Raw genomic sequence first — 13723 nt, forward strand, 5'->3', positions numbered from 1 at the left:
ACCGGTGTCCTGGTCCTGCTGGCCTTCCCGGTCCTCGCGGCCGCGCTGTTCGCCCTGGAGGCGGACCGCAAGTTCGGCGCCCATGTCTTCGACGCGGCCAACGGCGGCGCGTTGCTGTGGCAACACCTCTTCTGGTTCTTCGGCCATCCAGAGGTGTACATCATCGCCTTGCCGTTCTTCGGGATCATCTCCGAAGTGATCCCGGTGTTCTCCCGTAAGCCGATGTTCGGCTACATGGGCCTGATCGCGGCCACCATCTCGATCGCCGGTCTCTCCGTGACGGTGTGGGCTCACCACATGTACGTCACGGGTGGCGTACTGCTGCCGTTCTTCTCCTTCATGACGTTCCTCATCGCCGTGCCGACGGGCGTGAAGTTCTTCAACTGGATCGGCACGATGTGGAAGGGCTCACTGTCCTTCGAGACACCGATGCTGTGGGCGACGGGCTTCCTCATCACCTTCACCTTCGGTGGTCTGACCGGCGTCATCCTGGCCTCGCCGCCGATGGACTTCCACGTGTCCGACTCGTACTTCGTGGTGGCGCACTTCCACTACGTCGTCTTCGGCACCGTCGTCTTCGCGATGTTCTCCGGCTTCCACTTCTGGTGGCCGAAGTTCACCGGCAAGATGCTCGACGAGCGCCTCGGCAAGATCACCTTCTGGACGCTGTTCGTCGGCTTCCACGGCACCTTCCTGGTCCAGCACTGGCTGGGCGCCGAGGGCATGCCGCGTCGGTACGCGGACTATCTGAACGCCGACGGCTTCACCGCCCTGAACACGATCTCGACGATCAGCTCGTTCGTCCTCGGTCTGTCCGTCCTGCCGTTCCTCTACAACGTGTGGAAGACCGCCAAGTACGGCAAGCCGGTCGGCGTCGACGACCCGTGGGGCTACGGCCGCTCCCTGGAGTGGGCGACCTCCTGCCCGCCGCCGCGCCACAACTTCCTCACCCTGCCGCGGATCCGCAGTGAATCCCCGGCGTTCGACCTGCACCACCCCGAGATCGCCGCGCTCGAGCAGCTGGAGCACGCCGGCCACGGTGCCAGTGCCATCTCGGGCAGCAAGGAGGCCGGCAAGTGAAGATCCAGGGCAAGATGTTCGTCTGGCTGAGCGTCTTCGTCCTCGTCATGGCGATCGTCTATGGCGTGTGGTCGAAGGAGCCGGCCGGTACCACGGCCCTCTTCCTGGCCTTCGGCCTGTGCATCATGATCGGCTTCTACCTGGGCTTCACCGCCCGGCGGGTCGACGCGGGCGCGCAGGACAACAAGGAGGCGGACGTCGCGGACGACGCCGGCGAGCTGGGCTTCTTCAGCCCGCACAGCTGGCAGCCGCTGTCGCTGGGCATCGGCGGCGCCCTGGCCTTCCTGGGGGTCGCTGTCGGCTGGTGGCTGCTGTACTTCTCCCTGCCGCTGATCCTCATCGGTCTGTGGGGCTGGGTCTTCGAGTACTACCGCGGTGAGAGCCGCACCCAGTAGCACGCGCCGGACGCAGGCTGAGCCCGGACACTCCGTCAGGAGGGTCCGGGCTCACGCTTTTGCCGCAACGATGCTCCTCCGTCCGTGTCACTCAGCGCGCCGCGGTTGACGCGGCTCCCTAGCGTGAAGCCATGAGCCACGAACCCCGCCCTCGCACCGTCGTCGGCTGCACCCTGCTGGTGATCGCCCTGGGCGCGGTCGCAAGCGCCTGCGGCTCGGACGGCAACCCGCTCTCCGCGCGCCCCTACGACGCGACGGACCAGATCTCCTTCCACAACCTCGGTGGCGACGGGAAGAAGGCCGACCCGGACAAGCCCCTGGAGGTCACCGCGGAGGACGACGACCGCATCACGGACGTCACCGCCGTGGACGGCACGGGCCGTTACGTGGCGGGCGATCTCGCCGCCGACGGCAGCCGCTGGCACAGCACCGAGCCGCTGGCCGCGAACGCCCACTACACGGTCCGCGTGAGCACCGAGGACGACGACGGCGCCCCCGGCCGCCGGGTGCTCACCTTCGACACCGGCAAGCCCACCTCGAAGAAGCGCCTGGGGGTCGAGTTCGGCCCCGACAAGGGCGAGTACGGCGTAGGCCAGCCCGTCACCGCCAAGCTGGACCAGCCCATCAAGGACCCCGCCCAGCGGGCCGTCGTCGAACGCGCCCTCAAGGTCGACTCCACACCGTCCGTGCTGGGCGGCTGGCACTGGGTGGACGACAAGGAACTCCACTACCGGCCCCAGGAGTACTGGCCCGCCCACGCCACGCTCCGGGTGCACAGCAACCTGGACGGCATCAAGATCAGCGACCGGCTGTGGGGCGGCCCCACGAAGGAGCTCAAGCTCACGATCGGCGACCGGGTGATCGCCGTCACGGACGCGTCGTCGCACTCCATGACGGTCTTCAAGAACAACGAGGAGATCAACCAGATCCCCGTCACGACCGGCAAGCCCGGCTTCGAGACCCGCAACGGCGTCAAGGTCGTCCTGGGCAAGGAGTACTTCGTACGGATGCGCGGCACCAGCGTCGGCATCGCGGAAGGCTCCTCGGAGTCCTACGACCTGCCCGTGTACTACGCCACCCGCGTCACCTGGAGCGGCGAGTACGTCCACGCGGCCCCCTGGTCCGTGGGCTCCCAGGGGTACGCGAACGTCAGCCACGGCTGCACCGGCATGAGCACGTCCAACGCCGAGTGGTTCTTCGACAACATCCGCCAGGGCGACGTCGTCCAGGTCGTCAACAGCTACGGCGACACGATGGAGACCTTCGGCAACGGCTTCGGCGACTGGAACCTGGACTGGAAGAAGTGGACCAAGGGCAGCGCGCTGACCGGCGGCAAGCAGAAGGCGACCCAGGACACGTCCAGACTGCGGCCCGCGGCGGTCTAGCCACTACCGGGGGCGCGGGGGAACCCCACGCGCCCCTCCGCCCCCGCTAGGCGCTCTGCTGAAGGCTCTTGCGCCGCAGCAGGGACGCCAGGGCCCCGGCGAACTCCACGGGCTCCACAGGCAGCGTCACAGCCGCGTCAGCGCGGCTCCAGGTGGCGAGCCAGGCGTCCTGGGGCCGCCCGATGAGCAGGAGCACGGGCGGACACCGGAACACCTCGTCCTTGATCTGCCGGCACAGCCCCATGCCACCCATGGGCGCGGCCTCGCCGTCCAGGACGACGACGTCGATGCCGCCCCTGTCCAGCTCCCGCAGCACCGCCGCAGGCGTCGCGCACTCCACGAACTCCACCACGGGGACGTCCGGCGCGGGCCTGCGCCCGGTCGCGAGCCGGACCTGCTCGCGGTGGTTGGAGTCGTCGCTGTAGACCAGCACCGTGGCGGTCGCCTGCATGCTTCCTCCGTGACATCAGCGTCGTACGGACAGAACCGATGTCGCGGATGCTACTCCCTCGGACACGTCGTCAACACCGGTTGGAACACCACTTCGATGGGCCATACGGGCAGTACACACGGTGCGAACACTCCGAACGGCACCCCCCGGAGTGAGGGCGGGATAAGGGACCGACATAATGTCGGTCGTGGCGACAGCAACGACAGTAGAAACCGGGCACGCGCACCCGTCGGTCAATCGGCCGAACCTCACCAGCGTCGGAACGATCATCTGGCTGAGCTCCGAGCTGATGTTCTTCGCGGCCCTCTTCGCGATGTACTTCACCCTGCGATCGGTGACGGGTCCTGATCACTGGAAGGAAATGGCCGAGGCCCTGAACTTCCCGTTCTCGGCCACCAACACCACGATCCTGGTGCTCTCCTCCCTCACCTGCCAGCTCGGCGTCTTCGCCGCCGAGCGCGGTGACGTGAAGAAGCTCAGGATGTGGTTCATCGTCACCTTCATCATGGGTGCGATCTTCATCGGCGGTCAGATCTTCGAGTACACGGAGCTGGTGAAGAAGGACGGGCTCTCGCTCTCCTCCGATCCGTACGGCTCGGTGTTCTACCTGACCACCGGCTTCCACGGCATGCACGTGACGGGCGGCCTCATCGCCTTCCTGTTCGTCCTCGGGCGCACCTACGCGGCCAAGAGGTTCACGCATGAGCAGGCGACCGCGGCCATCGTCGTTTCCTACTACTGGCACTTCGTCGATGTCGTCTGGATCGGCCTCTTCGCCACGATCTACATGATCAAGTAGCCGGGCACGCTCGCTCCCGCACATCCCAAGCATCGACGCAGAAGATCCTGACACCGGGGTAATCCGTGAAAAAGCTCTCCGCACGACGACGCCATCCGCTGGCGGCGCTCGTCGTCCTACTCCTCGCGCTGGCGGCTACCGGGGGGCTGTACGCCGCGTTCGCGCCCGCGAGCAAGGCGCAGGCAGACGACACCGCCCAGTCCCTCGCCATCGACGAGGGCAAGAAGCTCTACGCCGTTGGCTGCGCCAGCTGCCACGGCACCGGCGGTCAGGGGACCTCCGACGGCCCGAGCCTGGTCGGCGTGGGCGCCGCGGCCGTCGACTTCCAGGTCGGCACCGGGCGTATGCCCGCGGCGACCTCCCAGGGCGCTCAGGTGCCGAAGAAGAAGGTCATCTACACGCAGGCCGAGATCGACCAGCTCGCCGCGTTCATCTCCTCCCTGGGCGCCGGCCCCTCCGTCCCGACCGACGCCGAGTACGGCCCGGAAGGCGCGGACATCGCCAAGGGTGGCGAGCTGTTCCGCACCAACTGCGCGCAGTGCCACAACTTCACCGGCAAGGGCGGCGCCCTCACCAAGGGCAAGTTCGCTCCGACCCTCGAGGACGTGGACCCGAAGCACATCTACGAGGCCATGCAGACCGGCCCGCAGAACATGCCTTCCTTCCCCGACACCACCCTGTCGGAGCAGAACAAGAAGGACATCATCGCGTACCTGCACGCGGTCAACAGCGACGATACGAACAACCCCGGTGGTCTGGAACTGGGCGGCCTCGGGCCGGTCAGTGAGGGACTTTTCGCCTGGATCTTCGGTCTCGGTGCCCTGATCGCGGTCGCCGTCTGGGTCGCCGCTCGGACCGCAAAGGCCAAGAAGTCATGAGTAGCCAAGACACTCCAGAAGAGAACCTGCCCGCTGAGCAGGGCCACGCACACGGCAGCGCCGTAGGCGTCGCGGACGAGCAGAACCCGTTCGCGGACCCGGGGCTGCCGCCCCACGAGCACCGCATCCAGGACATCGACGAGCGGGCCGCCCAGCGGTCCGAGCGTGCGGTCGCCTTCCTGTTCACGCTGTCGATGCTCGCCACGGTCGGCTTCATCGCCGCGTACGTGGCGATCCCCGCCGACAAGTCGATCTTCGTGTTCCCGATCGGCCACCTCAGCGCGCTGAACTTCGCGCTGGGTCTGACGCTGGGCACGGCGCTGTTCACCATCGGCGCCGGCGCGGTCCACTGGGCCCGCACCCTGATGTCCGACGTGGAGGTCGCCGACGAGCGGCACGCGATCGCCGCGCCCCCCGAGGTGCGTGCGAAGGTCCACGCGGACTTCAAGCAGGGCGCCCAGGAGTCCGCGCTCGGCCGTCGCAAGCTGATCCGCAACACGATGTTCGGCGCGCTCGCCCTGGTGCCGCTGTCCGGTGTCGTGCTGCTGCGCGACCTCGGCCCGCTGCCCGAGGACAAGCTGCGTCACACGCTGTGGGCCAAGGGCAAGCTGCTCGTCAACATGAACACGAACGAGCCGCTGCGTCCCTCGGACGTCGCCGTCGGCTCGCTCACCTTCGCCAAGCCCGAGGGCCTGGAGGAGCACGACGAGGAGTTCCAGAACGAGATCGCCAAGGCGGCCCTGATGATCGTCCGGCTCCAGCCGGACAACATCAAGGACAAGCAGGAACTCGACTGGTCCTACCAGGGCATCGTGGCGTACTCGAAGATCTGCACCCACGTCGGTTGCCCGATCTCGCTGTACGAGCAGCAGACGCACCATGTGCTGTGCCCCTGCCACCAGTCCACCTTCGACCTCTCCGACGGAGCCCGAGTGATCTTCGGTCCCGCCGGCCACGCCCTGCCGCAGCTGCGCATCGGTGTGAACGACGAGGGCTATCTCGAGGCGCTCGGCGACTTCGAAGAGCCCGTCGGTCCTGCTTTCTGGGAGCGCGGATGAGCACGAACGAGACCACAGACGCCCGCGAGCGCGGGAAGGCTCCGGCCGGCGAGCGGATCGCCGACTGGGCCGACGGCCGGCTGGGGATCTACTCCCTCGCCAAGGCCAACATGCGCAAGATCTTCCCCGACCACTGGTCGTTCATGCTGGGTGAGATCTGCCTCTACAGCTTCATCATCATCATCCTCACGGGTGTGTACCTGACGCTGTTCTTCCACCCGTCGATGACCGAGGTGGAGTACCACGGCAGCTACGTCCCGCTCCAGGGACAGCTGATGTCCGAGGCGTTCAGCTCGACCCTGCACATCTCCTTCGACGTGCGCGGCGGTCTGCTCATCCGGCAGATCCACCACTGGGCGGCGCTGATCTTCCTCGCCGGCATGTTCGTGCACATGATGCGGGTGTTCTTCACGGGCGCGTTCCGCAAGCCGCGTGAGGTCAACTGGCTGTTCGGCTTCCTGCTGTTCGTCCTGGGCATGTTCACCGGTTTCACCGGTTACTCGCTCCCGGACGACCTGCTGTCCGGCACCGGTGTCCGCTTCACCCAGGGCGCGATCCTGTCGATGCCGATCGTCGGCACGTACATCTCGATGTTCCTGTTCGGCGGGGAGTTCCCGGGTCACGACTTCGTGGCGCGGTTCTACTCGATCCACATCCTGCTGCTGCCGGGCATCATGCTCGGCCTGGTGGTCGGCCACCTGATCCTGGTCTTCTACCACAAGCACACGCAGTTCGCGGGCCCCGGAAAGAGCAACAAGAACGTCGTCGGCATGCCGCTGCTGCCGGTGTACATGGCCAAGGCCGGAGGCTTCTTCTTCCTGGTCTTCGGTGTGATCGCGGTCATCGCCGGCATCGCGCAGATCAACCCGATCTGGGCCATGGGCCCCTACCGTCCGGACCAGGTGTCCACGGGCGCCCAGCCCGACTGGTACATGGGCTTCGCCGAGGGCCTGATCCGCTTCATGCCGGGCTGGGAGATCAACCTCTGGGGTCACACGCTCGTCCTGGGCGTGTTCATCCCGCTGGTCCTCTTCGGTGTCGTCCTCGCGGCGCTGGCGCTGTACCCCTTCATCGAGGCCTGGGTCACCGGCGACAAGCGCGAGCACCACATCCTGGACCGCCCGCGCAACGCGCCGACGCGTACGGCCCTGGGCGTCGCCTGGGTCACGATGTACATGATCACGCTGGTCGGCGGTGGCAACGACCTGTGGGCCACGCACCTCCACCTGTCGATCAACTCGATCACCTGGTTCGTCCGGATCTTCTTCTTCGTCGGACCGGTCATCGCGTACGTCTTCACCAAGCGGATCTGCCTCGGCCTCCAGCGCCGGGACCGGGACAAGGTGCTGCACGGTCGGGAGACCGGCACCATCAAGCGCCTGCCGCACGGTGAGTTCATCGAGATCCACGAGCCGCTCAGCCAGGAGCAGCTGCACACCCTCACGTCGCACGAGCAGTACGAGCCGGCCGCGATCGGCGCCGCCGTCGACGAGAACGGTGTCGAGCGCAAGGTGAAGAGCAAGGAGAAGCTCCGCGCCAAGATCAGCGGAGCGTACTTCGGCGAGGATCAGCAGATTCCGAAGCCCACCGTGGAGGAATACAAGGAGATCACGAGCGGCCACGGCCACCACTGATCGCTGAGGCGTCGCCACGCCGCAGGAATGGGCCCCGTCCGGTCTTCGGACGGGGCCCTTTGCCGTGCCCACGGGCTGGATAGGGTGGGGTGGCACCTTGTGACGAGGCGCACCACGGCATACGACGACACACGCAGGAGCGGCTATGAGCGCTGTGACCCCCGCTGGAGGCGACACCGCGGCGGGCCGTTCCTGGCCCGAGGTGCTGAACGGTCTGCTGTACGGCCGTGACCAGGACGCCGACGCCACGTTCTGGGCGCTGGACCGGATCATGCGCGGCGAGGCGACCGACGCGCAGATCGCCGGGTTCGTGGTGGCGCTGCGGGCCAAGGGCGAGACCGTCGCGGAGATCAACGGGCTCGTCCGGGCGATGTACGAGCACGCCAACCTGATCGAGGTGCCCGGCCCGACCGTCGACATCGTCGGCACGGGCGGCGACGGCGCGAAGACGGTCAACATCTCCACGATGTCGGCGATCGTCGTGGCCGGTTCGGGTGCCACGGTCGTCAAGCACGGCAACCGGGCCGCGTCCTCCGCGTCCGGCGCCTCGGACGTCCTGGAGAAGCTCGGCGTCAACCTGGAACTGACCCCGCGGCGGGTGGCGGAGGTGGCCCAGGAGGCCGGGATCACCTTCTGCTTCGCGATCAAGTTCCACCCGGCGCTGCGTCATGTGGGCGCGGCGCGCGGCCAGTTGGGCATCCGCACGGTGTTCAACGTGCTCGGCCCGCTGACCAACCCGGCCAGGGTGCGGGCGCAGGCGGTCGGGGTCGCCGACCCGCGCATGGCGCCGGTGGTCGCGGGCGTCTTCGCCGAGCGCGGCAACTCGTCCCTGGTCTTCCGGGGGGACGACGGCCTCGACGAGCTGACCACGACGGCCACCTCCCATGTGTGGGTGGTCCGCGACGGCAAGGTCGCCGAGGAGACGTTCGACCCGCGTGACGTCGGGCTGGAGCTGGTCCCGGTCGAGGCCCTGCGGGGAGGGGACCCGTCGTACAACGCGGAGGTCGCCCGCCGCCTCCTGGAGGGCGAGACGGGCCCCGTGCGGGAAGCCGTGCTGCTGAACTCGGCGGCTGCGCTCGTGGCGCTCGAGCCGGGCGCCGGGACCCTCGCGGAGCAGCTGCGGGCCGGGATGGACAGGGCGGCGGAGTCGATCGACTCGGGCGCGGCCAAGCGGGCCCTGGAGCGCTGGGTGGCCGCCAGCAACGCCTAGGCGCTCCGCCGGCGGTGCCGCGAGGGCCCTCGGTCGTCCGCGGCGCCGTCGTGGCCGCTCGCGCCCACGCGGCGGAGCCGCACATGAGCCCCGCGCCCCTTCGGGGCTCCGCCCCGGGCCGTCCCGCGATCCGGACACGGGTTGCGGGGCGGCGATCACCTCACGTACGTTCCTGTATCAGGTCATGAGTGACAGTCATGAGGCCCCGGCCGACTGTCCGGCAACCCTCCGTCCGTGGCGGGGTGCCCCGGGTGAAGACCAGGCCGTAGGCAGCGAGGTCTACGGCAAGCGCGGACCCCTCGCACTCTTCTGAGTGAGCACCGCCAGGGGTCCTGGTCGTTCGAGGGAGTCTTCCGTGAGCAAGCGAATGCGATAGGGCGTAGAGCCCCGCCTCCGCATACCCCTTTCACCTTCCTCCGTGCTCGAGCCATGTCCGCTCGCACGGTGGTTCCCCCTTGCCTCTCACGGGAGTTCGCCATGTCTGTCTCCACCGCTGCCGCCGCCCGTACCGTTTGTGCGCAGCTGCCCGTTCTGGGACGGGATATCACGGTCCCGCTCGTGACGGGCGGCGAGGTCACCTACGCGGCGCTCGACTACGCGGCCAGCGCCCCCGCCCTCCAGCGCGTCTGGGACGACGTGGCGGCCTACGCCCCGTACTACGGCAGCGTCCACCGCGGCGCCGGCTACCTCTCGCAGCTGTCCACGGACCTCTTCGAGAACGCCCGCAGGACGGTGACCGAGTTCCTGGACTGCCGTCCCGACGACCAGCTCGTCTTCACCCGCTCGACGACGGACTCCCTGAACCTGCTGGCCCGGGCCCTCCCCGCCGACTGCCAGGTCTTCGTCTTCGAGACCGAGCACCATGCCTCGCTGCTGCCCTGGAAGGACGCCCGGGTCACCTACCTCAACGCCCCGCGCACTCCGCGCCAGGCCGTCGAGACGCTGGAGCGGGCCCTCGCCGAGCGTGACCCCCACGGCCCGGCCCTGGTCTGCGTCACCGGCGCCTCGAACGTCACCGGCGAGCTGTGGCCGGTACGCGAGCTGGCGACCGCCGCGCACGAGCACGGCGCCCGGATCGTCCTGGACGCGGCCCAGCTGGCCCCGCACCACCCGGTCTCCGTGCGGGAGCTCGACGTCGACTGGGTGGCCTTCTCCGGGCACAAGCTGTACGCGCCCTTCGGCTCCGGTGTGCTGGCCGGTCGCGCCGACTGGCTGGTGGCGGCCGACCCGTACCTCGCGGGCGGCGGCGCCAGCCGCAAGGTCACGCGGCGCGAGGACGGGGGAGTGGACGTGGAGTGGCACGAGAGCGCGGCCCGCCACGAGGCCGGCTCCCCGAACGTGATCGGCGCCTACTCCATCGCCTCGGCGTGCAAGGCCCTCACCGAGGCGGGCTTCGACAGCCTGGTCGCCCGGGAGGAGTACCTGATCGCGAAGGTGCGGGCCGGTCTGGCCGAGGTCCCGCAGGTGAGGGTGCTCTCCCTGTTCGGCGACGACGCCCCGCGGGTCGGCGTGATCTCCTTCGTCGTCGAGGGCTGGAACAGCTCCCACTTCGCCGCCGCCCTCTCCGCCGAGTACGGCATCGGCGTCCGCGACGGCCTTTTCTGCGCCCACCCCCTGGTCCGCACCCTGCTGGGCAGTGACCCCCAGACCCAGGGCGAGTGCGGCGCGCCCGAGGCGGCTCCCGGCGAGAAGTCCCTCAACGCGATCCGGGTGAGCTTCGGCGCGGGAACCCCGGACGAGCACGTGGAGCGCTTCGTGAACGCGGTGCGCGAGCTGGTCAGCGAGGGCGCGCAGTGGCAGTACCGGACGGAGGGCGGCCGCTGCGTGCCCGCCGTGTGAGCGACGGTCCGCCGGAGGCGGTGTTCAGCGGGTCAGGAGTCCAGCCCGATCGCGAACGCCGCCTCCAGGTCGTGCTGCGAGTAGGTGCGGAAGGCGACGTGCGTGTCCGTGCCCTCCACCCCGGGGATCTTGCTGATGCTGCCCGGGATGACCTCCGCCAGGTCCTCGTGCTCCTTGACCCGCACCATGGCGATCAGGTCGTACGTCCCGGTGACGGAGAAGACCTCGCTGACGGAGTCCAGCGAAGCGATCCGTTCCGCGATCTCGGGAATCCGGTCCACGCTGGTCTTGATGAGGACGATCGCGGTGATCACGGCTGGTTCTCTCCCTCGGGAGCCGGAGCTGGGGCGGGCTTCACTCTAGCCGCCCGCCCGAATCCCGCCGCCGCCCTTCCGGGGCCGCCCTTCGGGCCTCGCCCGATTCCGAAACGGGCCCACGCGTAGAGGAGCCCCAGGCCGAAGCCCACCAGGTGCGCCAGATAGGCCACCCCCGGCCCCTGGGCGGCCTGCCCCGCCGCCACCCACTGCAGGGCCGCCCAGAAGGGCAGCACGACCCACGCGGGGAAGCGCAGCGGCAGAAAGAACAGGAACGGCAGGAGGCTGGTCACCCGCGCTCGGGGGAACAGGTACAGAAACGCGCCGAGGACCGCGGAGATCGCCCCGGAGGCGCCGACCAGGGACTGCGACGACTCGGCGTTGGCGGCGGCGTAGCCCATCAGGGCCAGGTAGCCGCAGCCGAGGTAGAAGAGCGTGAACTCGACCCGGCCCATCCGGTCCTCGGTCATCGTCCCGAAGACGTAGAGGAAGAGCATGTTGCCCAGCAGGTGCACCCAGCTGCCGTGGACGAAGAGGGCCGTGGCCGGGGTCAGGGCGGCCCGTGGCGCGCCCTCGAAGAGCTCGCCGGGCACCACGCCCCAGCGCCGGAAGTAGGCGCGCTGCGCGGCCAGCAGCTCGTCGCCGGAGCCGTACGCCGGATTGAAGCCCGAGGCGGGCCCGATCAGGAAGATCAGGCAGCACAGGGCGATCAGTGCGTAGGTCACCGGCGCCGGGCGGTTGCGGACCGCCCTGCCGGCCGTCCCGTTCCAGTTGCCGATCACGAGAACAAAGCATGACGTAACCGGACGCACTCGCCCGGCCCGCCTCGCCGCCGCGGACGGGTGGGCGGCGAGTACCCGCCAGGCCGTAGGGTTACGAGCCACACGCGCGGGGGAGCCTCCGGCCCGACCCCGGCGACTGGAAGCACGACACTAGAAGGAAGCGGACAGCCACGATGACGGTTCCCCTGCCGACCGCCGCGACGCGGTGGCGCTGCACGCTCTGCGGCAACCTCACGCGCTTCGACGTGACGCGCTCGTCGAAGGTCGTCGAGTACGTGCACCTCGACCTCGCCGGTGAGCCGAAGGTCGAGGAGCGCGAGGTGGTCAGTGAGACCATCGAGTCGGTGCGGTGCCGCTGGTGCAACGCGGTGGACCAGGTGGAACTCGTGGATCGGCCGGGCGCCGGCTCCTGACGGGAGGCGGGCCCGCACAGGTATTGGGGTGTGACGGATGGTGGAGAGCGCAGGCGGGGGGCCGGGCGACGGCGCCGCCGAGATGCTCGACCGTCCGCTGCCGGACGGCGTGCGGCGCAGGGTCGTACAGATCGTCTCCGACGGCTTCGGCGGGCTGACCGTCGGCGAACTGCCGGTCCAGTTGCGGCAGTACGCCCGGTTCGCGCCGAACCGGCGGGCGAAGTTCGCGGGCAACGCGATGGCGGCCGCGCTGGAGACGGATCCGCTCTTCCGGCAGCGCATCGCCGAGAAGTTCAGAGAGGCCCAGCCGGAACTGGCCGGCGCCCTCGACTCCGGCTCGCCGACCCCGGCCGCGGACCCGCACGAAGTTGCGGCCGCGGCCTATGTGCTGCGGCCCGCCGGCTGGGTGAAGCTGGTCACCGCGGCCGGCGAGGAGGCCCAGCGGGCGGACGCCGAGCGCGCCGGCGAGGAGAGCCGGGCCGAACTGGAGCGGCTGCGCGAGGAGCTCGACCGGGCCCGTGAGCAGACCCGGGCGGGCGCCGAGGAGCTGCGCACCGAACTGGACGCGGCGAAGAAGGAAGCCGAGTCGCTCCACCGCAAGCTGCGTTCGGCCCTCAGTGACGTCAAGCGGGGCGAGGCCGCGCTGCGCAAGGTGCGCGGCGAGCTGGAGACCGTGCGCGCCGAGGGGCAGAGCCAGGTGTCCGCCGCGGAGAGCGAGTCCCGGCGTCTGAAGGCCCGGCTCGGCGAGGTGGAGGCGGCGCTGGAGGCCACCCGGCGGGCGGCGCGCGAGGGCCGCAGCGTCGAGGACATGCGGGTGCGGCTGCTGCTGGACACGGTGCTCGACGCGGCCCAAGGGCTGCGGCGGGAGCTGGCGTTGCCGCCGGTGTCGGTGCGTCCGGCGGCGACCGTCGACGCGGTCGAACCGGGACGGATGACGCCGAAGGACATCGCCACGCGCGCCCTGTCGGAGAACGATCCGGCCATTCTCGACCAGCTGCTCGCACTGCCCCAGGCCCATCTCGTGGTCGACGGCTACAACGTCACCAAGACCGGCTATCCGCAGATGCCGCTCGAGAAGCAGCGGCTCAGGCTCCTCGGGCAGCTCTCGCAGCTCGCCGCGCAGACCGGCGCCGAGGTCACCTGTGTCTTCGACGGGGCCGAACTGGCCGCTCCGGTGCTGCTCGCGCCGCCGCGCGGGGTGCGGGTGCTGTTCTCCAAGCCGGGTGTCACGGCCGACGAGCTGATCCGTCAGCTGGTGCGGGCCGAGCCACCGGGCCGGCCGGTCATCGTCGCCTCGACCGACCGTGAGGTGGCCGACGGGATCGCCAAGGCGGGTGCCCGACCCGTGGCTTCCGCGGTACTTCTGAAGCGGCTGTCCTAAACGTCGAAGTTCCAGGTTTATTGACCGAATTGGCGGGATCGTCACGCAACGTAGCGTCAATCGAGCATGACTACACGTGAGTTGATTGAAAAAACTGCGTTGCG

Annotated in this window: 14 protein-coding genes and 1 riboswitch; of the genes, 11 read left to right on the forward strand and 3 right to left on the reverse strand. The window is 69.2% G+C overall.

The window, feature by feature from the left end:
* From ACIRPU_RS32050 to ACIRPU_RS32060, 3 genes are all read left to right on the forward strand, one after another.
* Positions 1 to 1080 (forward strand): cbb3-type cytochrome c oxidase subunit I (locus ACIRPU_RS32050; protein WP_403873569.1); only part of this gene is annotated, 1080 nt, incomplete at its 5' end.
* A complete protein-coding gene (locus ACIRPU_RS32055; protein WP_020130001.1) occupies positions 1077 to 1475 on the forward strand; it encodes a cytochrome c oxidase subunit 4 in 399 nt (132 codons plus the stop codon). The genes ACIRPU_RS32050 and ACIRPU_RS32055, both read left to right, overlap by 4 nt.
* Before the next feature lie 131 nt (positions 1476 to 1606).
* A complete protein-coding gene (locus ACIRPU_RS32060) occupies positions 1607 to 2860 on the forward strand; it encodes an Ig-like domain-containing protein (RefSeq protein ID WP_403873574.1) in 1254 nt (417 codons plus the stop codon).
* Between the two features lie 46 nt (positions 2861 to 2906).
* Here the strand turns inward: ACIRPU_RS32060 and ACIRPU_RS32065 are convergent, their stop codons facing one another.
* Complete coding sequence (locus ACIRPU_RS32065) at positions 2907 to 3311, reverse strand: hypothetical protein (protein WP_355703235.1); 405 nt, start codon at positions 3309 to 3311, stop codon at positions 2907 to 2909.
* 178 nt (positions 3312 to 3489) lie between these two features.
* On the opposite strand from ACIRPU_RS32065, the gene ACIRPU_RS32070 reads away from it, so the two are divergent.
* From ACIRPU_RS32070 to ACIRPU_RS32095, 6 genes are all read left to right on the forward strand, one after another.
* Positions 3490 to 4110: a heme-copper oxidase subunit III gene (locus ACIRPU_RS32070; protein ID WP_020129998.1), complete on the forward strand. Its 621-nt coding sequence runs from the start codon at positions 3490 to 3492 to the stop codon at positions 4108 to 4110.
* Positions 4111 to 4175: 65 nt separating this feature from the next.
* Positions 4176 to 4988 carry a c-type cytochrome gene (locus ACIRPU_RS32075; protein WP_355703236.1) on the forward strand — a complete coding sequence of 271 codons (813 nt, stop codon included), beginning with the start codon at positions 4176 to 4178 and terminating at the stop codon, positions 4986 to 4988.
* Entirely contained in the window at positions 4985 to 6046 is a 1062-nt protein-coding gene (locus ACIRPU_RS32080) for a Rieske 2Fe-2S domain-containing protein (protein ID WP_355703237.1), read from the forward strand. Before ACIRPU_RS32075 ends, ACIRPU_RS32080 begins: the two co-directional genes overlap by 4 nt.
* Entirely contained in the window at positions 6043 to 7680 is a 1638-nt protein-coding gene (locus ACIRPU_RS32085) for a cytochrome bc complex cytochrome b subunit (RefSeq protein ID WP_403873580.1), read from the forward strand. The genes ACIRPU_RS32080 and ACIRPU_RS32085 overlap by 4 nt, the downstream gene beginning before the upstream one ends.
* A 145-nt stretch (positions 7681 to 7825) precedes the next feature.
* Positions 7826 to 8890 (forward strand): anthranilate phosphoribosyltransferase, encoded by a 1065-nt coding sequence (gene trpD / locus ACIRPU_RS32090; RefSeq protein ID WP_355703239.1) that lies wholly within the window; start codon positions 7826 to 7828, stop codon positions 8888 to 8890.
* Positions 8891 to 9070: 180 nt separating this feature from the next.
* A riboswitch (SAM riboswitch) is annotated at positions 9071 to 9187 on the forward strand.
* A 180-nt stretch (positions 9188 to 9367) separates the two neighbouring features.
* A complete protein-coding gene (locus tag ACIRPU_RS32095; RefSeq protein ID WP_403873583.1) occupies positions 9368 to 10729 on the forward strand; it encodes an aminotransferase class V-fold PLP-dependent enzyme in 1362 nt (453 codons plus the stop codon).
* 32 nt (positions 10730 to 10761) lie between these two features.
* Here the strand turns inward: ACIRPU_RS32095 and ACIRPU_RS32100 are convergent, their stop codons facing one another.
* Positions 10762 to 11043: an Lrp/AsnC family transcriptional regulator gene (locus ACIRPU_RS32100; RefSeq protein WP_020129992.1), complete on the reverse strand. Its 282-nt coding sequence runs from the start codon at positions 11041 to 11043 to the stop codon at positions 10762 to 10764.
* A complete protein-coding gene (locus ACIRPU_RS32105) occupies positions 11040 to 11825 on the reverse strand; it encodes a rhomboid family intramembrane serine protease (protein WP_384119076.1) in 786 nt (261 codons plus the stop codon). Before ACIRPU_RS32105 ends, ACIRPU_RS32100 begins: the two co-directional genes overlap by 4 nt.
* Before the next feature lie 173 nt (positions 11826 to 11998).
* Here ACIRPU_RS32105 and ACIRPU_RS32110 point away from each other — a divergent pair, with 173 nt between their 5' ends.
* Both ACIRPU_RS32110 and ACIRPU_RS32115 read left to right on the forward strand, forming a co-directional pair.
* Positions 11999 to 12238: a hypothetical protein gene (locus ACIRPU_RS32110; RefSeq protein WP_020129990.1), complete on the forward strand. Its 240-nt coding sequence runs from the start codon at positions 11999 to 12001 to the stop codon at positions 12236 to 12238.
* Between the two features lie 37 nt (positions 12239 to 12275).
* A complete protein-coding gene (locus ACIRPU_RS32115) occupies positions 12276 to 13619 on the forward strand; it encodes an NYN domain-containing protein (RefSeq protein WP_403873588.1) in 1344 nt (447 codons plus the stop codon).
* Positions 13620 to 13723: the final 104 nt, after the last annotated feature.

Source organism: Streptomyces sp. NPDC102259 (genome assembly GCF_044766465.1).
GTDB lineage: Bacteria > Actinomycetota > Actinomycetes > Streptomycetales > Streptomycetaceae > Streptomyces.

What these genes read in the sequence shown, in the direction of transcription:
- ACIRPU_RS32065 (WP_355703235.1), bottom strand. Translation starts at nt 3,311, where the DNA reads ATGCAGGCGACCGCCACGGTGCTGGTCTACAGCGACGACTCCAACCAC.
- ACIRPU_RS32110 (WP_020129990.1), top strand. Translation starts at nt 11,999, where the DNA reads ATGACGGTTCCCCTGCCGACCGCCGCGACGCGGTGGCGCTGCACGCTC.
- ACIRPU_RS32070 (WP_020129998.1), top strand. Translation starts at nt 3,490, where the DNA reads ATGTCGGTCGTGGCGACAGCAACGACAGTAGAAACCGGGCACGCGCAC.
- trpD (WP_355703239.1), top strand. Translation starts at nt 7,826, where the DNA reads ATGAGCGCTGTGACCCCCGCTGGAGGCGACACCGCGGCGGGCCGTTCC.
- ACIRPU_RS32095 (WP_403873583.1), top strand. Translation starts at nt 9,368, where the DNA reads ATGTCTGTCTCCACCGCTGCCGCCGCCCGTACCGTTTGTGCGCAGCTG.
- ACIRPU_RS32115 (WP_403873588.1), top strand. Translation starts at nt 12,276, where the DNA reads ATGGTGGAGAGCGCAGGCGGGGGGCCGGGCGACGGCGCCGCCGAGATG.
- ACIRPU_RS32080 (WP_355703237.1), top strand. Translation starts at nt 4,985, where the DNA reads ATGAGTAGCCAAGACACTCCAGAAGAGAACCTGCCCGCTGAGCAGGGC.
- ACIRPU_RS32060 (WP_403873574.1), top strand. Translation starts at nt 1,607, where the DNA reads ATGAGCCACGAACCCCGCCCTCGCACCGTCGTCGGCTGCACCCTGCTG.
- ACIRPU_RS32085 (WP_403873580.1), top strand. Translation starts at nt 6,043, where the DNA reads ATGAGCACGAACGAGACCACAGACGCCCGCGAGCGCGGGAAGGCTCCG.